Origin of the sequence: Mesorhizobium sp. M0678, assembly GCF_040320505.1 — a bacterium.
In the GTDB taxonomy this organism is placed as follows: Bacteria; Pseudomonadota; Alphaproteobacteria; order Rhizobiales; family Rhizobiaceae; genus Mesorhizobium.
Genome location: NZ_JAMYPT010000021.1, coordinates 75,183 through 92,934, shown reverse-complemented (window position 1 = coordinate 92,934; position 17,752 = coordinate 75,183). Strand labels below are relative to the sequence as shown.

Below are 17,752 nucleotides of genomic sequence, written 5' to 3'. Positions count from 1 at the left end.
GGCTGCTGTAATACCAATAGGAAGTCTCGATACCGAGGCCCGCACCGCCGACGACAATCGGCAAAGACAGAGCAAAAATAGTAGCAACGTTGCCGCTCTCGCCGATCGGTCGCATAGCGCGGAAAAAACACCTAAAAATGCGGGCACGCCAGTCCATTTCCCTATCAAAGCAGGATTGCATAAAAGAATGACTAAGAATTTCCGTACATTTCTTGGCTGCGATCCATCCAGGCTTAACGGCCCGTTCCGCCGCTTCAACGCGGGCCTTTGGCGCCACAGGACCCTCGTTAGTCCTTCGGCCGGGTGCATGTCTTCATAGGAACAATTCTGGTTTCCGGGGTCATGCGCAAGAAAAGACCGCCGCGGCCGGTTTCGATTGGCAATGGGTTGCCGTTCCCTGCTATTCCCGCTTCAAATCAAAAAGCAGTGGACGTTTCCAGTATGACCAATGTCGCCTTGACCGGGCTTGCCCGCGATCTTGCCAAGCGCGCCGCGGAAGGCCGCCCGGTGCGCATCGGCGTTATCGGTTCGGGCGAGATGGGCACCGACCTGGTGACGCAAGGCATGCTGATGCCGGGCATTTCGGTTTGCGCGATCTCGACGCGCCGCCCGCATACGGCGCGTGACGCCATCCGCATTGCTTATGGCGACCAGGCGATGGCAGCCGAAGCGGACAGCGCTTCGAAGGTCAGCCAGGCGATCGAAAGCGGCAAGATCGCCGTCACCTCGAACGAAATGCTGGTCACCAATCCGCTTATCGATGTCGTCATCGATGCCACCGGCAAGCCCGGGGTCGCCGCCGATTTCGACCTGATGGCGATGCAGCACGGCAAGCATCTGGTGATGATGAATGTCGAGGCCGACGTCACCATCGGCTGTTATCTGAAGCAGCAGGCCGACCGGCTCGGCGTCGTCTATTCGGTCGGTGCCGGCGACGAGCCGTCGAGCTGCATGGAGCTGATCGAGTTCGCCTCGGCGCTCGGCTACACCATCGTCTCCGCCGGCAAGGGCAAGAACAACCCGCTCAACCACGACGCCGTTCCCGACGACTACCGCGAGGAGGCGCTGCGCCGCAACATGAATCCGCGCATGCTGGTCGAGTTCGTCGACGGCTCGAAAACCATGGTCGAGATGTGCGCCATTGCCAACGCCACCGGGCTGGTGCCCGACGTTCCCGGCATGCACGGCCCCAAGGCCGATCGCGACGAGCTGGTCAAGGTGCTGATCCCGCGCGAGCAGGGCGGCATTCTGTCGAAGAAGGGCGTCGTCGACTACACCGTCGGCAAGGGCGTGGCGCCCGGTGTCTTCGTCATCGTCGAGGCGACGCATCCGCGCATCATCGAGCGCATGGACGATCTGCATATCGGCCACGGTCCCTATTACAGCTTCTTCAGGCCCTACCATCTGACCTCGTTGGAAGTGCCGCTGACGGCCGCTCGCATCGCGCTTTACGGCAAGCCCGACATGGTGCCGCTGCCGCGGCCGGTGGCAGAGGTCTGCGCGGTGGCCAAGCGCGATCTGGCGGCAGGCGAGGTTTTCGACGCGATCGGCGAGACCTGCTACCGCTCCTGGACCATGACCGTCGAAGAAGCCCGCGCCCATCGCGCCGTGCCGGTCGGTCTGCTCGAAGGCGGCAAGGTGCTGAAACCGGTGAGGAAAGGCGAATTGCTCACCGCCGACAATGCCGCGCCCGACCCGACGACCGGGCTGTTCGCCTTGCGCCGGCTGCAGGACGAGATGCTGTATGGGCGTGACGCTGTCGACCGGTGAGCTGTCGCGGTGGCCTTTGGCCGGGCCTACTGGCATTGTCATTACAACTCTCTATATTGTATTGACGATGAAGGCGGAGGCGATCACATGAATCTTCAGATCAGGGACCCGCGCGCACGCGAACTGGCGCGAGAGCTTGCTGCCAAACGCAAGATTTCGATGACCGAAGCGGTCATCGAAGCGCTTGAATCCGAGTTGAAGCGGGAGAGCGGACGCATTCCCCTGGCTGAGCGGCTTGCTGCCATTGCCAACGACTTCAAGGCCAAGGCAGGCCAAGGTGGTCGGGCTGTGACGAAGGATGAGATCGATGAGATGTGGGGCCATCCCTGATGTTCATCGACACCTCCGTGGTTGTCGCGATTCTTTCAGGCGAAGAGGATGCCCGCGAGTTGAGTAATCGCATTGAGGCAGCGCCCGCGAGAATAACTTCGGCGTTGGTGGTGCTTGAAGCGGCGATGCGGCTTTCGACGATGCTTGCCGTGCCGCCGGTTGTCGCCGGAGATGCGATAGAGGCGTTTCTTCGCGAGGCCGAAATCGAAATTGTGCCGATCGACGCCAGCGATGCCAAGCTCGCGATCCAGGCATTTTCAGACTACGGAAAGGGGCGCGGACATCCCGCCCAGCTCAACTTAGCCGACTGCCTTTCTTATGCCTGCGCAAAAAGTCATGGCTCCGCACTGCTCTACAAGGGCAACGACTTTTCGCATACCGACCTCGCGTAATCCGCAACCGGCTGTTACTTCCCGAGCTCGATAGACCGCAGCCGCGCCGCTTCCACCGCCTCGGTGAGCAGGCGCGTCAGACGGTCCTCGCCCATCAGCACGGCAAGGGCGGCAGCCGTGGTGCCGTTGGGGCTGGTCACCTGCTGTCTGAGCACGCCGGGCTCCTCGCCGCTTTCGGCGGCCAGCGAGGCGGCGCCGTAGACCGTCTGCATGGCCAAGAGCTTGGCAGTCCCCGTCGGCAGGCCGGCTTTCTCGGCGGCCACGGTCAGCGCTTCGATGAAATGGAAGATATAGGCCGGCCCCGACCCGGAGACTGCCGTCACCGCATCCATCAGGGCTTCGTCGTCGATATCGGCCACTTGCCCGCTCGCCGAAAGCAGGTCGGCAACAAAACGCTTGGTGTCGTCGGAAACCAGGCTGTTGGAAAACACCACCATCATGCCCTTGCCGATCGCCGCCGGCGTGTTGGGCATGCAGCGCACGATCGGCGCGCGGTCGCCGAGAATACCTTCGAACGTAGCGACGGGTGTCCCGGCGGCGATGCTGAGGAAGGTGGTCCGGCCATCATTGAAGCGGATGTAGCCGGCCGTCACGTCGCGGATCACCTGCGGCTTGACCGCAATGACGACGAGGGTCGGCACGGCGTCCGCCGGGATGGCGCCGGCATCCGCGCCGGCAGCGCAGCCCAGCGCTTCGGCACGCTTGCGCAACTCGGCATTGGGCTCGACCACAAACACCGCAGCCGGAGCCAGCTTGCCGGCTTTCAGCCAGCCCGAGAGCATGGCGTAGCCCATATTGCCGCAACCGGCGAGAACAAGCCTGATCGTCATCGAAAGCCTCCCATAGAGATGGCTTCCCATAGACGTTCGCGGCAGGGCGGGGAAGCCCCTGTTGGGACTGTGATCACGCGGAATTCCCGGACTGAGATCGGTCGCAACGATACTTGCTCAGGCCAGCAACACCACATTATCAATGAAGAAATCGCCGGGACAGATGTTCTCCTTGCGGTTGGGATGCGCATGTAGTCGCGCAGGGGTGGGCCGACCAAATTAACCTTTTATTTCCTATGCCTGTTTAGCATCGCTTAACCAGGAACGGTCGCTACGTCCCAGCCCGAGGGGAAAGCTCGAGGAATCATGGCTTACAGGGATAATCGTGAACACCGGAGGAACGAGCGGTCCTTGCTGTCGCTCGTCGAGGCGGTGCGCGGCGAGGACGAAGCATCGCTGGTTTCGCTAGAGGACCGCGCAGGCCGGTTATGGCGCGAGGATGCCGCCACACGCCATCGTCTTGCCCGCTCGCGCCGCGAAGCGCGTGCCAGCACGATCCTGTTGGCAGCCGCCGGCATTACCCAGCCCCGTCCTGATGAGCCAAAGGCCGGCACCATGCTGATGGAAGAGGCTGCAGCTGCCGATCGGTTTTTCGTCCCCGCTGGCTCCCTTGGCGGCCCCGATGCCGGTTCCGCCGATCGCCCAGCATATCGGGCAGCGCCGCCTCCTGCTCTGCCGGTCGAGATCGCGCGTACCAAACGTCCTGGTCCGATCGGTGCCGTGTTGTCGGCGCTGAGCCGGCTCATGCCTGGCAGAGCGCCGGAGGAGATGGCGTCCGGTGAGACTTCCGCCGCGACAAATTCCACCGCAGCGATGCCACCTGCGTTCCACCCGCAGCCGCTCTATGCCGGTCGGGCACCTTATCCGCAGCAACCCACGCCGCCGCATTCGGCCCATACTCAGGCCTGGTCGAGGAAGGCAAATCAGGCCTCGGAAGCCGCCGATCAGCAAAGCCAGATCGAGGAAATCCGCGCCAGCCTGCGCGAATTCCGCGAGGTCGTTCGCGAGCTCACCGAAAACCGCGCGCGCCGCCGCTATTTCTGAGCGTCGAATAAAACATGCCGGTTTCGAGTTAACGGCATGGGACGGCGCATTGACGGGATTGCCCGGCTCGATTTTCGTGAAAATGCCGCGCTGCATGTCCGCCCGCAGCGCATGGTTCTGGGCAACGGCCTGCATAAAAGATATCTGGAGCGCGCCGCATGGATGTTTTAACGCGGCAGGCTTACGCGATAGGCGTCGAGGGTGGTTCATGGCTGAGTTGATTGACGGAAAAAGCGTCGCCGAAGACGTGGTGCGGCGGGTCAAGGCCCTGACCGCCGAACTGGCGGAAAAGGGTGGACGGCAGCCCGGTCTCGCCGTGGTCATCGTCGGCGAGGATCCGGCGAGCCAAGTCTATGTCGCCTCCAAATCCCGCACCGCCAAGGAATGCGGCTTCCATTCGGTTCAGCACACGCTGCCGGCCGAAACCTCCGAGCCGGACCTGTTGAAGATCATCGGCCAGCTCAACGCCGATCCGGCCATCAACGGCATCCTCGTGCAGCTTCCGCTTCCCGGCCATATCGATTCCGGCAAGATCATCCAGACCATCGCGCCGGAGAAGGATGTCGACGGCTTCCACTTCATCAATGTCGGCAAGCTCGGCACCGGCGAACTCGAGACCGCCTTCGTGCCTTGCACGCCGGCCGGCTCGATGCTGCTGATCGAACGGGTGCGCGGCAAGGACCTGTCCGGTCTCAATGCGGTCGTCGTCGGGCGTTCGAACATCGTCGGCAAACCGATGGCCAATCTTCTGCTTGCCGCCAACTGCACCGTCACCATCGCACACAGCCGGACCAGGGACCTGCCGGCGCTTGCCCGCACCGCCGATATTCTGGTCGCCGCCGTCGGCCGGTCTGAAATGGTCCGCGGCGACTGGGTCAAGCCTGGCGCCACCGTCATCGATGTCGGCATCAACCGCGTCGCCGCACCTGAAAAGGGCGAAGGCAAGACGCGCCTCGTCGGCGACGTCGCCTTTGCCGAGGCGGCGAAGACGGCCGGCGCCATCACGCCGGTGCCTGGCGGCGTCGGACCGATGACCATTGCCATGCTGATGGCCAACACGCTAGCTTCCGCCTATCTCGCAGCCGGATTGGAACGGCCTTCCTTCTGACCAGAAAGCAGCGTCCTTGCCGAACCTCACTGTTCCCTTAGAACGGCCGGTCACCAATGATCCCGTTCAGGGCGGGCGGCAGTTCGGGTTTCTGTTGGTCGACAAGTTCTCCATGTTCTCGCTGGCCGCGGCAATCGACACGTTCCGGTCGGCGAACCGGCTGCTCGGCCGCGATTTCTATGGCTGGACTACGGTGTCGGCCGACGGCGACGCCGTCATGGCGTCCAACGGCCTGCCGCTCAAGATCGACTACGCGGTTGCCGATCTGCCGCCGGTCGATATCCTGTTCGTCTCGGTCGGGCTGACGACGGAATTTCCCGGCAAGAGCAAGGTGCTGGCAGCGCTGCGCAGTTGGGGCCGGCGCGGCAATGCGCTCGGCGCGCTTTCGGTCGGCTCCTATTTGCTTGCCGAAGCAGGCCAGCTCGATGGCTATCGCTGCACCATCCATTGGGAAAACCGCGCCGGCTTCCTCGAACGCTTTCCGGACATCAACTGCACCGGCAACGTCTTCGAGATCGACCGCAAGCGCTACACCTGCGCCGGCGGCACCACATCGATCGACCTGATGCTGGAGATCGTGCGCGGTGATTTCGGCTCGAGCCTCGCCAATGGCGTCGCCAACCAGTTCCAGCATGAGCGCATCCGCTCGGCCGGGGACCGCCAGCGCGTCGGCCCGGAACGCGACCTGACCGGCAAGTCGGAGAAGCTGCGCCGCATCGTCGAGCTGATGGCCGACCATCTCGACGAGCCGCTGTCGGCGGTGCAACTCGCCAAGTCGGCGGGCCTGTCGGTGCGCCAGGTCGAGCGCCTGTTCCTGCGCCATCTCAGTGTGACGCCCGGGCGCTATTATATGCGGCTCAGGCTCGAGCGGGCGCGCGAATTGCTGCGCCAGACAAACATGCCGATCCTCGACGTGGCAATCGCCACCGGCTTCACCTCGCATTCCTATTTTGCCCAGAGCTACCGGCTGCAATTCGGCCGGCCGCCTTCCGAGGAACGCCGCACGGCGTATTGAGGGTTTGGCAGAGAGGCGACGCAGCTTCGTACTCCGTCCGGGCTTGTGTCGCGACCCGGCGTCAAATAGCTTTCCGGCGCCGAGCGGCGGCGACTGACGGGGGAGATTTTTGATGGCGGGATTTGTGCAGAGCGTCGCTGCGGCCGCCCTGTTGCTGTGGACGACGGGGTTCGGCTTCGCCGCCGATCGCGTCATCGTCATTCTCGATGCCTCCGGCTCTATGTGGGCGCAGATCGACGGCAAGCCCAAGCTCGAAATCGCCCGTCAATCGCTGCGGAACGTGCTGCAATCGGTCCCGGCCGAGGAGGAAATAGGCTTCATGGCCTATGGCCATCGCGAGAAGGCCAGTTGCGACGACATCGAACTCATCGTGCCACCGCAGGCAGGCTCGGCAAGTGCGATCTCAGCCGCGGCCGACAGCTTGAAATTTCAGGGCAAGACGCCGCTGACCGCTGCGGTCAAGCAAGCGGCGGAAGCATTGAAATACACCGAGGACAAGGCGACGGTCGTTCTCATCACCGATGGCATCGAGACATGTAGCGGCGATCCCTGTGCGCTCGGCAAGGAACTGGAGGCTGCTGGCGTCGACTTCACCATCAATGTCGTCGGCTTCGGCCTGACGGCGGCCGAGGGCAAGCATGTCGGTTGCCTCGCCGACAATACCGGCGGCAAATATATCGAAGCGTCGGATGAAAAGGCATTGCAGGACGCCCTCGTCGAGACCGTTGCGCCTCCGCCACCCGCCCCTGAACCGACTCCCGCCCCGCAGCCTGCTCCCCAGCCGGCGCCCGCCCAGCCGGCGGAGTCCAATTTCGTGCCCACCGTCGCGCTTGCCGAGGGTGGCGATCCCGTCACCGACGGCAATGCCTGGGAGATCTACAAGGCGAATTCCGACGGCACGCGCGGCGATCCCGTCACCACCGAATATGGCACCTACAAGGGCAATCTGGAGCCGGGCGACTATATCGTCGTCGCGCGTGCCGGCGAGGCCAGGGCCGAACAGAAGATCAAGATAGAGCCTGGCCAGGTCGCCAAACCGCACTTCAACCTGAATGCCGGCACGCTGGTCATCCACCCGCGGCCAAGCGAAGGAGCGGACGTTGATGACGGCGCGGCTGTCGTAATCGGCTATCCCGGCGTCGACACCCCGCCGACCTATTACGGTGACACGAAAGTCGTGCTGCCGGCCGGTGACCAGAAGGTGACGGTCACGATCGGCCAGGGCATGGTTATCGAGACGATCCCGCTTGCCGCCGGCAGGGTCATCGACAAGGACATTATCGTCGGCGTCGGGCGTATCGTCGCCAACGCCTATTATGCTGCCGGCGGCGACAAGGCCGAGGGTTCGGGCGTTGGCTTCAAAGTGCTCCAGGCGAAAAAGAACATCGACGGAACCAGGCAGGAGGTGACTTATGCCTACGGTCCGGACAGCAAGTTCGATCTGCCGCCCGACGATTATGTAATGGTCGCGACGGTCGACCTTGCGGTGGCCGAGCAGCCGTTCAGCGTCAAGGTTGGCGACCATCAGGATCTGAAGATCGCGATGAACGCCGGCATGCTGACGATAACCGCGCCAGGGGCCTCGAAGATCGAGATATTCGAGGCCAGGAAGGCCATCGACGGAACCCGCAAGTCGGTCGGCTACGCCTACGACCAGAAGTATCAAGCCACTCTGTCGGCCGGCGACTACGCGGTGGTTTCGGAGAAATCGGACAACAGCTCGAGGCAAGGCACGGTAACGGTCAGGGCCGGCGCGCGAGCCGAGCTGACCGTTCAGTAGATCTAAGGGAGAGCGGCCACCAGCCGCTCTTCCATGGTCGAAAAGTCACGCCGTACCGAAGGCGCTGGCGCCATGGTCGGCGCGTCCCACCAACTGCCGGAACCCGGCGAAAAGCTCGCGGCCGAAGCCGAATTCATTGCCTATGAGGTCGCTGTCCGCGGGGCGGCGCAGTGCGAAATCGCCGGCTGGCACCAGTACCTCCAGCGTCCCGGCCTCGGCGTCGAGCCTGATGATATCGCCGTCATGGATCCTGGCGATAGGCCCGTCCTCCGCCGCTTCCGGCGTCACGTGAATCGCCGCTGGCACCTTGCCTGAAGCGCCCGACATGCGGCCGTCGGTGACCAACGCCACATGCTGGCCGCGGTCCTGCAGGATGCCGAGCACGGTGGTCAGCCTGTGCAATTCCGGCATGCCGTTGGCCTTCGGTCCCTGGAACCGAATGACGGCGATGAAGTCGCCGGTCAGCGACCCCGCCTTGAACGCCTCGTTCAGGCCTTGCTGGCTGTCGAACACCTTGGCCGGCGCCTCGATGACGCGCCGCTCCGGCTTGACCGCCGATGTCTTGATGACGGCGTGGCCGAGATTGCCCGAAAGCACTTTCAGACCGCCGCTCGGCTGGAACGCCTTCTTGAACGGCGCCAGCACCTTCTCGTCCCCGCTCTCGCGCGGCGAAGCCTCGCGCACGACGCCGCCGTCGGCGCCGAGCCTGGCCTCGACCGCGTAGGGGCGCAGCCCTTCGCCCCACACCGTCTGCACATCCTCGTGCAGGATGCCTGCGTCGAGCAGTTCGCGGATCAGGAAGCCGAGCCCGCCGGCGGCGTGGAAATGGTTCACATCGGCAAGGCCGTTCGGATAGACCCGCGCCAGCAGCGGCACCGCTTCCGAGATGTCGGAGATGTCCTGCCAGGTAATGGCGATGCCGGCCGCCGCTGCCATAGCGATCAGGTGGATGGTGTGGTTGGTCGAACCGCCGGTGGCGTGCAGGCCGACGATGCCGTTGACGATCGAGCGCTCGTCGATCATCCGCCCGACCGGCGTGTAGGCGTTGCCGAGCGCGGTGATCGCCAGCGCCCGCTTCGTCGCTTCCCTGGTCAGCGCGTCGCGCAGCGGCGTGCCGGGATTGACGAAGGAAGCGCCAGGCGTGTGCAGGCCCATGATCTCCATCAGCATCTGGTTGGAATTGGCGGTACCGTAGAAAGTGCAGGTTCCCGGCCCGTGATAGGATTTTGATTCGGCTTCGAGCAGTTCGGCCCGCCCGGCCTTGCCCTCGGCATAGAGCTGGCGGATCTTGGCCTTTTCGTCGTTCGGAATGCCGGTCGTCATCGGCCCGGCCGGGATGAAGACCGCCGGCAGATGACCGAAGGTCAGCGCCGCGATCACCAGCCCGGGCACGATCTTGTCGCAGACGCCGAGATAGACGGCGGCATCGAACATGTTGTGCGACAGGCCGATTGCCGCGGCCATGGCGATCACGTCGCGCGAGAACAGCGACAGCTCCATTCCGGGCTGGCCCTGGGTGACGCCGTCGCACATCGCCGGCACGCCGCCGGCCACCTGGGCGATGCCGCCGGCCTCGCGCGCCGCATCCTTGATCAGCGCCGGAAACGTCTCGAAAGGCTGATGTGCCGACAGCATATCGTTATAGGAGGTGATAATGCCGAGATTCGGTACCCGGTCCCCGCCAAGCGCTACCTTTTCGGAAGGGCTGCAGACGGCAAAGCCGTGGGCCAGGTTGCCGCAGGACAGCACGGCCCGGTTGGCGGTGCGGTTCGAGGCTTCGGCGATGCGGCCGAGATAGGCCTCGCGACCGGGCTTGGAGCGCTCACGGATGCGCTGGGTGATGGCTTCGATATCGCGTCTTGCGGTCATGGCGGTCGGTCCTTTCAGGCGAGGTCCCGCAAACACCTTCCGGCTGTTGCCGGGACCTGCAGCCAAGTTGAGATCAGGGTGCCCAGAAAACCTCTACGGGCTTTTGAGTGGCATCGAGCACGGCGCGAATGGGCTTTCGTGCTCCAACTCCAAGCGCGGCCTCGAATGCGGTGCGTTTTTCCGCGCCCTCGATATGCAGCGCGATGAAGGCGGCATTGATGATCCGCGCCAGTGACAGCGTCAGCCGTGGCTCGCCGGCACTTGCCGCGTGAACCGGAAGCACGATCCTTTGCGACGACGGATCGAGCAATCTTGCCAGGTTGTCGGCATCCGGAAAGAACGAGGCGGTGTGGCCATCAGTTCCCATGCCTAGCACAACAACGTCGAGTGGCCAGGGCAGCACTTGCAGCGCCTCACTGTCGGAGACCGCTGCACCCTCGATCGTTGCCGCGGCGTGGTAGAGCGGCACGAAATTCGCGGCGGCGGCCGCGTTCTGCAGCAGGTTGGCGGCAACCAGGCCGGCATTGGAGCGCGGCGATGAGGGCGGCACGAAGCGCTCGTCGACCAATGTTATCGTCACCTTTTCCCAGGCGATCGGAACGGTCGAAAGCGCCGCGAAGAATTTCGCCGGCGTCGTGCCGCCCGAGACCGCAAGCAGCGCCATGCCGCGCTCGGCGATCGCCTTTGAGAGACGGCCGGCGACGTGGCCGGCAAGCGCTGTCGCCAACTCCTGGCGTCCGGCAAATTCGTGCCAGTTGTAGGCGCCGCCTAATTGCTCTCGTGCCATGTCCGCCCGTCGCGTTCGATCAGCGCAATCGAGGCCGAGGGGCCCCATGTGCCGGCGGTGTAGCCTTGCGCCTCTTGCCTGCCGCTTTCCCAGGCGTCCTGGATCGGGTCGATCCATTTCCACGCCGCCTCGACCTCGTCGCGGCGCATGAACAGCGTCTGGTTGCCACGGATGACGTCCATGATCAGCCGCTCATAGGCATCGGGGGCGCGGCCGTCGAAGGATTGCGCAAAACTCATGTCGAGCGGAATCTGGCGCAGCCGCATGCCGCCCGGCCCCGGATCCTTGATCATGATGAACTGCTTGACGCCCTCGTCGGGCTGCAGCCTGATGACCAGCTGGTTGGCGGAGATCGGCCCGGCGCTCTCGCCGAAGATCGAATGCGGGATCGGCTTGAATTCGATGACGATCTCCGAAACGCGCGTCGCCAGCCGCTTGCCGGTCCGGAGATAGAACGGCACGCCCGCCCAGCGCCAGTTGCCGATCTCGGCTTTGAGCGCAACGAAAGTCTCGGTGTTGCTGTACTTGCCGAGCTCCTCGACATAGCCTTTCACCGGCCCGCCGGCCGAGGCGCCGGCACGGTATTGTCCGCGCACCGTGTGCTTCGGCGCTTCGTTGCCGTTGATGCGCTTCAGCGCCCGCAGCACCTTCAGCTTTTCGTCACGGACGGCATCGGCGTCCATCGACGACGGCGCCTCCATGGCGACGAGGCAGAGCAGTTGCAGCATGTGGTTCTGCACCATGTCGCGCAATGCGCCGGCCTTGTCGTAATAAGTGACGCGGTCTTCCAGGCCGACTGTCTCGGCCACGGTGATCTGCACATGATCGACATTGGCGGAATTCCAAAGCGGCTCGTAGAGCGCGTTGGCAAAGCGCAGCGCCATCAAATTCTGGACCGTCTCCTTGCCGAGATAGTGATCGATGCGGAAAATCTGGCTTTCATGGAAGTCGTCGCCGACCAGGTCGTTGAGCGCGCGCGCCGAAGCTAGATCGCGGCCGATCGGCTTTTCCAGCACGATGCGCGAATTCGGCGTGATCAGCCCGTGCTCCTTCAGCTTGTGCGAGATGTCGCCGAACAGTGCCGGCGCCACCGCCAGATAGAAAGCGCGGATGTGTTCGCTGTCGCCGATCGCCTTCTTCAGCCTGTCGAAGCCGGCACCTGTGGTTGCATCTGCCGGGACATAGGAAAGCCGTGCGAGGAACGTCTTCAGTTCCGTGGCGTCGATATCTTCCGGCTTCACGTGGTCGGCAATCGCCTGCCTGGCGAAAGACTGGAACTCCTCGTCTGTCATCTTCGAACGCGATGTGCCGATGATGCGCGTCGGCTCGGAAAACTGGTGGTCGCGCTGGCGGTAGTATAGCGACGGCAGAAGCTTGCGTTCCGACAGGTCGCCGGTGCCGCCGAAAATGATGAAGTCGAAAGGGTCGACGGGAATGATCTGGCTGGTCATGGTCTGTCCGCTGTGACGCCGGTCGCGATAACGCGGCTGATATAATCTAATCGATTTAAACTTGCCAGTGCCATTGCGTCACATCCGCGTGTGCTCTTGACACCGGCGCTGGCCGGAGGCTTGTCGGCAAGCGATGCTTCCGGGGGCGTTCGCAGTTGCAGCATAGAGCCGGATGGCAGCGAAAGCCAAAGGAGAAATCGTCGATGGACGCACATCTTTCGATGGCCATCGCCAAACGCGTTTTCGATCGTCTTCAACGATGAGTGAGAAAAGCATGCGCCTCAAAAACAAGGTCGCCATCATCACCGGCGCTGCCTCGGGTTTTGGCGAGGGCATGGCCAGGCGCTTTGCCGAGGAGGGCGCGCGCGTAGTCGTCGCCGATCTGAACGCCAAGGGCGCAGAGCGCGTTGCCGGCGAGATCGGCGAAAAGGCGATCTGGACCCAGACCGACGTCTCGCTGCGGTCCGAATTCGACGACATGGTCCATGCTGCAATGAGCGCCTTCGGCCGCATCGACATCATGGTCAACAACGCCGGTTATACCCATCGCAACGGTGACATGCTGGAAGTCGACGAGGCGACCTTCGACCTGATCACGTCAGTCAACATGAAGGCGATCTACCACGCAGCGCTTGCCGTGGTACCGGTGATGGAGCGGCAAGGCGGTGGCGTCATCCTGACGACGGCCTCCACGGCCGGTATCAGACCGCGGCCCGGCCTCACCTGGTACAATGCATCGAAGGGCTGGGCGATCACCGCGACCAAATCGATGGCGGTGGAACTCGCGCCGAAGAACATCCGCGTCAACTGCCTCTGCCCAGTTGCCGGCGAGACCGGCATGCTCGCGAAATTCATGGGCGCCGACACACCCGAGATCCGCGAGAAGTTCCGCGCGTCGATCCCGCTCGGCCGGCTTTCGACGCCGCTCGACATAGCCAATGCCGCGCTTTGGCTCGCTTCGGACGAGGCGGCTTTCATCACCGGCGTGGCGCTGGAAGTCGACGGCGGGCGTTGTATTTGAACGGTCCGGTTATCCGGCGGAGGACCGGCTGATGGCGAGCGACCCGCAATCGCTCTGCCGGCCTACGCCCCGGTTTTGACGTAGCTCTTGTAGATCCAGCCGCGCTTGCCGTTGTAGACGATTTGGCACCATTGCTTGCAGCTCATCACTTGCACCGATGTCTTGGCCGGCACGGTGAGAATGGCGGCCGCATTCTTTTTTGGGCCGGTGCGCATGGTGACGGATCTCAGGATGCGTCCGGTACCGGCAGTATTGGCTCTTCCGGATTTTGCCTTGGTGCTGTTGTCGTCTTCGCTCGCGGTCTGCGTCGGCAGTTGCGGCTTGGGCGTGGGGATGGCGGCGGTCTGCGCGCCATCGGGCCCGCTGTTTTTCGTTGAGCTGCCGGGAGCCGCGACCTTGGCAAACAATGCCGCAGCGTCGGGTTTTGCTGCCGGGTCGGCGAATGCCACCGAAGCAGACGATTTATCGGTCGCCTGCTCGGTCTGGCTTGCCAGCTGGTCGGATGCTGCCGTGGCGGCGGCCGATGCCGTCTTTGGCCCCGTCCAGCGCGGATCGTTGGGAGCCAGCGCTGGTATCTCGGCTTCCGCTGCGGCCACCGCTGGGGAAACCGCATCTGCCTCGCCCGTCGTCCGCGGCGCCGCAGCAACCTTGGCAGGCATGATCTTCGTCGTCTTGACCGGGATGGTCGGAACGATCTGCTCAGGACTTGCGGCCGCTTGTCGCTCATTTGCCGGCAATGCCAGCCACAGTGCCACCGCGGCAACGCCGAGCAGTGCGGCCGTGCCAAGCGCGGCTATCACCAGATGCGCGTTCGACCGGACCCCGTGCCAGAACGTCGGCCGCATATCGTAACCGAATTGCATCGCAAGGCGCCGTCGTTCCGGCGCGCCGAAACTGAAGGGCTCTCTCACACTTGCCACCTCCATTTGCGGGCCGATGTTCTTACGACCCATGCCGGAGAGCCGGCATTTCGATCGGCATCGGTCCCAAACCAAAAGCGGGCAGGCCCGCAAAAAATTCCCCGTTCAGCTGCCCACGAGCATCATCTTTCGCCCGCGATTGTGGCATCACTGCGCCCTTGGCGGCAATTCTGCGCCCTGGTTAAGGATTCTGCAACGTCTGGTTAGATCCTGTCCCGCAACGCGTACCAGTTGAGCGCAAGAAAGAGCAGTGGCGCGCGCAAACGCCGGCCGCCGGGGAAGGGTGGAATTTTCAGGTCCTCGATCAGCTTCAGCCGGTCGCGGTTGCCGGCGACCGTCTCGGCATAAAGCTTGCCGAAAAAGTTCGACAGCATGACGCCGTGGCCGGAATAACCGCCGATCGAGGTCACATTGGGCATCACTTCGCGCACGAACGGCTTTCTCGGCATGGTGATGCCGACATAGCCGCCCCAGCCATGCGTGATCTCGACGTCCTTCAGTGCCGGATAGATTTCGGCGATCTGCCGGCGGATGTGGATGTGGATGTCCTTGGGATCGTTGACCGCATAGATCTCGCGGCCGCCAAACAGCAGCCGCCCATCCTTCGATTTGCGGAAATAGCGCACGACGAAGCGCGAATCGTCGACCGCCTCGCCACCCGGCAACACTTTGGAATCGGCTCCCAGCGGTACCGTCGCGCCGATGAACGAGCCGATCGGCATGATATGCGCGGCACTCACCGGTTCGAGCGTGCCGCCATAGGCATTGACCCCGATCAGGCATTTAGCGGCGGCGATCGTGCCCTTCGGCGTCGCAACCCTGACCTTGCCGCCGCCGGAGGTGATGCCGGTTGACGACGTCTGCTCGAATAGCTTTGCGCCGGCCTCTGCCGCCACCTTTGCGGTGCCGATGACCAGTTTCAGCGGATGGATGTGGCCGGTGCCGGTGTCGCGGGTGCCGCCGAAATAATGCGTCGAGCCCAGCCGCTCGGCTGTCTCCGCGGCATCCATGAATGAGATGTGCGGATAGCCGAAACGGCTCGCCATGATCTCGGCATGCGCCTTGTAGTCGTCGACATAGCGCTTCTTGTGCGCCACCGACATCTGGCCGGGCATATAGTCGATCTCGATCTGGTGCATGGCGGCAAAGTCGAGCAGATGCGCCTTGGCCTCTTCGGCCAGGTCGAACAGCGCCTTGGCGCGGGAAAAGCCGTATTCCGCTTCCAGTTCCTCTGCCCAGGCCCGTTGTCCGGTGCCGAGCTGGCCACCATTGCGGCCCGATGCGCCGTCACCGAAACGATGCGTTTCGATAAGCACGACATCCGCGCCTGTCGTGGCGAGATGAGCCGCCGCCGACAGGCCGGTAAAGCCGCCGCCGACAATCACCACATCGCATGTCCGGTCGCCATCGAGCGCCGGATATTCGGGCCTTGGCCCGGCCGTGTCTTCGTACCAGGAGCGGCCGGGGGAGATTGGGGATTGGTAGGTCATGATGCTTGGCTAGGGGAGTAGGGGAGTAGGGGAGTAGGGAAGTAGGGAAGTAGGGGAGTAGGGGAGTAGGGAGCTAGTCGGGTGACAGTTTGCGGATCAGGAGGCGAAGAAGCTTCCCAACGCTTTCGGTACTCGCCAACAATGAAGCCGCCGTCGCCTTCGGCGCGATGCCGGTACGCTCGGCGATCAGAAGCTGAGTTTCCAGTTCCTTCAATGATCCTTGAGCGATACGGAGAAATTGTTGATAGGAACCTCGGATCTCTCTGCCATATCCCTCCGCAATGTTCGACGGCACCGAGCTTGCAGCGCGCCGCACTTGGCTGGTGAGTCCATAAAGTTCTTCCTTGGGCCATGATTTCGCCGCGCCGTAAACGGCCACAGCAAGGTCCATTGCCTGCTGCCAGACTATCAAATCCTTGTAGGAACCCGTTTTCTCAGCCATTCGTCCCTACTCCCCTACTCCCCTACTCCCCTACTCCCCTACTCCCCTACTACACATTCAGCAGCAAATACTCCCTCTCCCACGGGCTGATCACTTCCATGAAGGTCTCGAATTCCGCTCGCTTGATCGCCGCATAGGTGGCGGCAAATGACTTGCCGAGCAGCGTGCCGAGTTCTTCGTCAGCCTCGAACAGGTCGACGGCTTCGAGCAGGCTGCGCGGCAGGTCGATCTGGTCCTCGTTGGCGGTCGTCAGAACCGGCGGCTCGGCCTTGATCTTGTTGGTCATGCCGATCAGTCCGCAGGCAAGCGATGCCGCCAGCGCCAGATAGGGGTTGGCGTCGGAGGAGGGGATGCGGTTTTCGACGCGCCGCGCCGCCGGGTCGGAGCGGGGCACGCGGAAGGCGGTGGTGCGGTTGTCGTAGCCCCATTTGTTGTTGACCGGCGCCGAGGCCGACTGCGTCAGCCGCCGGTAGGAATTGACGTAGGGCGCAAACATCACCAGCGCGTTGGGCACATGTTTCTGCATGCCGCCGATGAAATGGAAGAAGGCCTCGGTCTCCGAGCCGTCCTCCGCCGAAAAAACGTTCTTGCCGGTCTTCTTGTCGATGATCGACTGATGGATATGCATGGCCGAACCGGGCTGCCCCTGGATCGGCTTGGCCATAAACGTGGCGTAGATCTCGTGCTTGAGCGCCGCCTCGCGGATGGTTCGCTTGAACATGAACACCTGGTCGGCGAGCTCGATCGGATCGCCGTGACGCAGATTGATTTCGAGCTGGCCGGCGCCCTCCTCGTGGATCAGCGTGTCGATCTCCAGGCCCTGGCTTTCGGAGAAATGGTAGATGTCGTCGATCAATTCGTCGAATTCGTTAACCCCGGCGATCGAATAGCCGGCGCCGCCGCCGATCGGCCGTCCCGATCGACCTACTGGCGGGGTCAGCGGATAGTCCGGATCGGGGTTCTTGCGCACCAGGTAGAACTCGATCTCGGGTGCCACGACCGGCCTCAGCCCACGCTTGTCATAGGCGGCAAGCACGCGCTTCAGCACGTTGCGCGGCGTGAACTCGACCGAGCGGCCGTCCTGGTGGACGAGGTCGCAGATAACCGCCGCGGTAGGGTCCTCCTCCCACGGCACCACCGTCAGCGTCGAGAGGTCAGGCATCAGCTTGAGGTCGCCGTCGTCCTCCGGATAGTGGAAGCCGTTGCCGTCCTCCGGATAGCCGCCGGAAATCGTTGTCATGAACACCGCCGAAGGCAGCGCCAGCGAGGTGTTGGAGGTGAACTTCTTCGATGGCATCATCTTGCCGCGCGCAACCCCGGCCTGGTCGGGTGTGATGCATTCGATATCTTCGATGCCGCGCCATTCCAGCCAGGCGCTGACTTCCTTCCAGTTCTTGACGCCACGTTGGTTTTTCACGAAGGCAGGCGTGCGGGCGCGTCCTCCGCGGCTCGACGGACGGACTTCCTTTTTTGCAGGCGGCATCAATCACCAGATTTGTTGCA

18 protein-coding genes are annotated in these 17,752 nt (G+C 63.3%); 9 read left to right on the top strand and 9 right to left on the bottom strand.

The window, feature by feature from the left end; genetic code table 11:
- Positions 1 to 277 (bottom strand): TadE/TadG family type IV pilus assembly protein (locus NKI29_RS27080; RefSeq protein WP_502894640.1); only part of this gene is annotated, 277 nt, incomplete at its 3' end.
- Positions 278 to 441: 164 nt separating this feature from the next.
- Here NKI29_RS27080 and NKI29_RS27075 point away from each other — a divergent pair.
- The 3 genes from NKI29_RS27075 to NKI29_RS27065 all read left to right on the top strand — a co-directional run bounded on the left by NKI29_RS27075 (position 442) and on the right by NKI29_RS27065 (position 2,492).
- The gene (locus NKI29_RS27075) at positions 442 to 1,770 is read left to right on the top strand and encodes an NAD(P)H-dependent oxidoreductase (protein WP_352571641.1); all 1,329 of its coding nucleotides are present in this window, start codon (positions 442 to 444) and stop codon (positions 1,768 to 1,770) included.
- 87 nt (positions 1,771 to 1,857) lie between these two features.
- Positions 1,858 to 2,100: a type II toxin-antitoxin system VapB family antitoxin gene (locus NKI29_RS27070; RefSeq protein ID WP_352571640.1), complete on the top strand. Its 243-nt coding sequence runs from the start codon at positions 1,858 to 1,860 to the stop codon at positions 2,098 to 2,100.
- Positions 2,100 to 2,492: a type II toxin-antitoxin system VapC family toxin gene (locus NKI29_RS27065; RefSeq protein WP_023677428.1), complete on the top strand. Its 393-nt coding sequence runs from the start codon at positions 2,100 to 2,102 to the stop codon at positions 2,490 to 2,492. The genes NKI29_RS27070 and NKI29_RS27065 overlap by 1 nt, the downstream gene beginning before the upstream one ends.
- A 14-nt stretch (positions 2,493 to 2,506) precedes the next feature.
- Here the strand turns inward: NKI29_RS27065 and proC are convergent, their stop codons facing one another.
- Positions 2,507 to 3,322 carry a pyrroline-5-carboxylate reductase gene (gene proC / locus NKI29_RS27060; protein WP_352571639.1) on the bottom strand — a complete coding sequence of 272 codons (816 nt, stop codon included), beginning with the start codon at positions 3,320 to 3,322 and terminating at the stop codon, positions 2,507 to 2,509.
- Positions 3,323 to 3,673: 351 nt separating this feature from the next.
- On the opposite strand from proC, the gene NKI29_RS27055 reads away from it, so the two are divergent.
- The 5 genes from NKI29_RS27055 to NKI29_RS27035 all read left to right on the top strand — a co-directional run bounded on the left by NKI29_RS27055 (position 3,674) and on the right by NKI29_RS27035 (position 8,269).
- Positions 3,674 to 4,366, top strand: a complete 693-nt coding sequence (locus tag NKI29_RS27055) for a hypothetical protein (protein ID WP_352577528.1) — start codon at positions 3,674 to 3,676, stop codon at positions 4,364 to 4,366.
- Between the two features lie 36 nt (positions 4,367 to 4,402).
- Entirely contained in the window at positions 4,403 to 4,537 is a 135-nt protein-coding gene (locus tag NKI29_RS27050; RefSeq protein ID WP_023677431.1) for a hypothetical protein, read from the top strand.
- A 37-nt stretch (positions 4,538 to 4,574) separates the two neighbouring features.
- Entirely contained in the window at positions 4,575 to 5,474 is a 900-nt protein-coding gene (gene folD, locus NKI29_RS27045; protein ID WP_352571637.1) for a bifunctional methylenetetrahydrofolate dehydrogenase/methenyltetrahydrofolate cyclohydrolase FolD, read from the top strand.
- Positions 5,475 to 5,490: 16 nt separating this feature from the next.
- Positions 5,491 to 6,489, top strand: a complete 999-nt coding sequence (locus tag NKI29_RS27040; RefSeq protein ID WP_023677433.1) for a GlxA family transcriptional regulator — start codon at positions 5,491 to 5,493, stop codon at positions 6,487 to 6,489.
- A 112-nt stretch (positions 6,490 to 6,601) separates the two neighbouring features.
- Positions 6,602 to 8,269, top strand: a complete 1,668-nt coding sequence (locus NKI29_RS27035; RefSeq protein WP_352797850.1) for a vWA domain-containing protein — start codon at positions 6,602 to 6,604, stop codon at positions 8,267 to 8,269.
- A gap of 45 nt (positions 8,270 to 8,314) precedes the next feature.
- Here NKI29_RS27035 and edd read toward each other — a convergent pair whose 3' ends face one another.
- From edd to zwf, 3 genes are all read right to left on the bottom strand, one after another.
- Positions 8,315 to 10,138, bottom strand: a complete 1,824-nt coding sequence (gene edd / locus NKI29_RS27030; protein ID WP_352571635.1) for a phosphogluconate dehydratase — start codon at positions 10,136 to 10,138, stop codon at positions 8,315 to 8,317.
- Between the two features lie 73 nt (positions 10,139 to 10,211).
- Positions 10,212 to 10,925 carry a 6-phosphogluconolactonase gene (gene pgl, locus NKI29_RS27025; RefSeq protein WP_352571634.1) on the bottom strand — a complete coding sequence of 238 codons (714 nt, stop codon included), beginning with the start codon at positions 10,923 to 10,925 and terminating at the stop codon, positions 10,212 to 10,214.
- Positions 10,907 to 12,376 (bottom strand): glucose-6-phosphate dehydrogenase, encoded by a 1,470-nt coding sequence (gene zwf, locus NKI29_RS27020; RefSeq protein WP_023677437.1) that lies wholly within the window; start codon positions 12,374 to 12,376, stop codon positions 10,907 to 10,909. The genes pgl and zwf overlap by 19 nt, the downstream gene beginning before the upstream one ends.
- Positions 12,377 to 12,650: 274 nt before the next feature.
- Here zwf and NKI29_RS27015 point away from each other — a divergent pair, with 274 nt between their 5' ends.
- Positions 12,651 to 13,397: an SDR family oxidoreductase gene (locus tag NKI29_RS27015; RefSeq protein WP_023677438.1), complete on the top strand. Its 747-nt coding sequence runs from the start codon at positions 12,651 to 12,653 to the stop codon at positions 13,395 to 13,397.
- 62 nt (positions 13,398 to 13,459) lie between these two features.
- Here NKI29_RS27015 and NKI29_RS27010 read toward each other — a convergent pair whose 3' ends face one another.
- The 4 genes from NKI29_RS27010 to NKI29_RS26995 form a co-directional block, all read right to left on the bottom strand.
- Entirely contained in the window at positions 13,460 to 14,260 is an 801-nt protein-coding gene (locus NKI29_RS27010; protein ID WP_352797848.1) for an SH3 domain-containing protein, read from the bottom strand.
- A 260-nt stretch (positions 14,261 to 14,520) separates the two neighbouring features.
- Positions 14,521 to 15,807, bottom strand: a complete 1,287-nt coding sequence (locus NKI29_RS27005; protein WP_352571632.1) for an NAD(P)/FAD-dependent oxidoreductase — start codon at positions 15,805 to 15,807, stop codon at positions 14,521 to 14,523.
- A gap of 73 nt (positions 15,808 to 15,880) precedes the next feature.
- Complete coding sequence (locus NKI29_RS27000) at positions 15,881 to 16,249, bottom strand: four helix bundle protein (protein WP_352571631.1); 369 nt, start codon at positions 16,247 to 16,249, stop codon at positions 15,881 to 15,883.
- 49 nt (positions 16,250 to 16,298) lie between these two features.
- On the bottom strand, positions 16,299 to 17,732 hold the full coding sequence (locus NKI29_RS26995; RefSeq protein WP_352571630.1) for a glutamine synthetase family protein: 1,434 nt from the start codon (positions 17,730 to 17,732) through the stop codon (positions 16,299 to 16,301).
- Positions 17,733 to 17,752 lie beyond the last annotated feature (20 nt).

Coding starts and splice junctions, on each gene's coding strand:
- NKI29_RS27075 (WP_352571641.1), top strand. CDS start 442: ATGACCAATGTCGCCTTGACCGGGCTTGCCCGCGATCTTGCCAAGCGC.
- NKI29_RS27070 (WP_352571640.1), top strand. CDS start 1,858: ATGAATCTTCAGATCAGGGACCCGCGCGCACGCGAACTGGCGCGAGAG.
- NKI29_RS27065 (WP_023677428.1), top strand. CDS start 2,100: ATGTTCATCGACACCTCCGTGGTTGTCGCGATTCTTTCAGGCGAAGAG.
- proC (WP_352571639.1), bottom strand. CDS start 3,322: ATGACGATCAGGCTTGTTCTCGCCGGTTGCGGCAATATGGGCTACGCC.
- NKI29_RS27050 (WP_023677431.1), top strand. CDS start 4,403: ATGGGACGGCGCATTGACGGGATTGCCCGGCTCGATTTTCGTGAAAAT.
- folD (WP_352571637.1), top strand. CDS start 4,575: ATGGCTGAGTTGATTGACGGAAAAAGCGTCGCCGAAGACGTGGTGCGG.
- NKI29_RS27035 (WP_352797850.1), top strand. CDS start 6,602: ATGGCGGGATTTGTGCAGAGCGTCGCTGCGGCCGCCCTGTTGCTGTGG.
- edd (WP_352571635.1), bottom strand. CDS start 10,138: ATGACCGCAAGACGCGATATCGAAGCCATCACCCAGCGCATCCGTGAG.
- pgl (WP_352571634.1), bottom strand. CDS start 10,925: ATGGCACGAGAGCAATTAGGCGGCGCCTACAACTGGCACGAATTTGCC.
- zwf (WP_023677437.1), bottom strand. CDS start 12,376: ATGACCAGCCAGATCATTCCCGTCGACCCTTTCGACTTCATCATTTTC.
- NKI29_RS27015 (WP_023677438.1), top strand. CDS start 12,651: ATGCGCCTCAAAAACAAGGTCGCCATCATCACCGGCGCTGCCTCGGGT.
- NKI29_RS27010 (WP_352797848.1), bottom strand. CDS start 14,260: ATGCAATTCGGTTACGATATGCGGCCGACGTTCTGGCACGGGGTCCGG.
- NKI29_RS27005 (WP_352571632.1), bottom strand. CDS start 15,807: ATGACCTACCAATCCCCAATCTCCCCCGGCCGCTCCTGGTACGAAGAC.
- NKI29_RS27000 (WP_352571631.1), bottom strand. CDS start 16,249: ATGGCTGAGAAAACGGGTTCCTACAAGGATTTGATAGTCTGGCAGCAG.
- NKI29_RS26995 (WP_352571630.1), bottom strand. CDS start 17,732: ATGCCGCCTGCAAAAAAGGAAGTCCGTCCGTCGAGCCGCGGAGGACGC.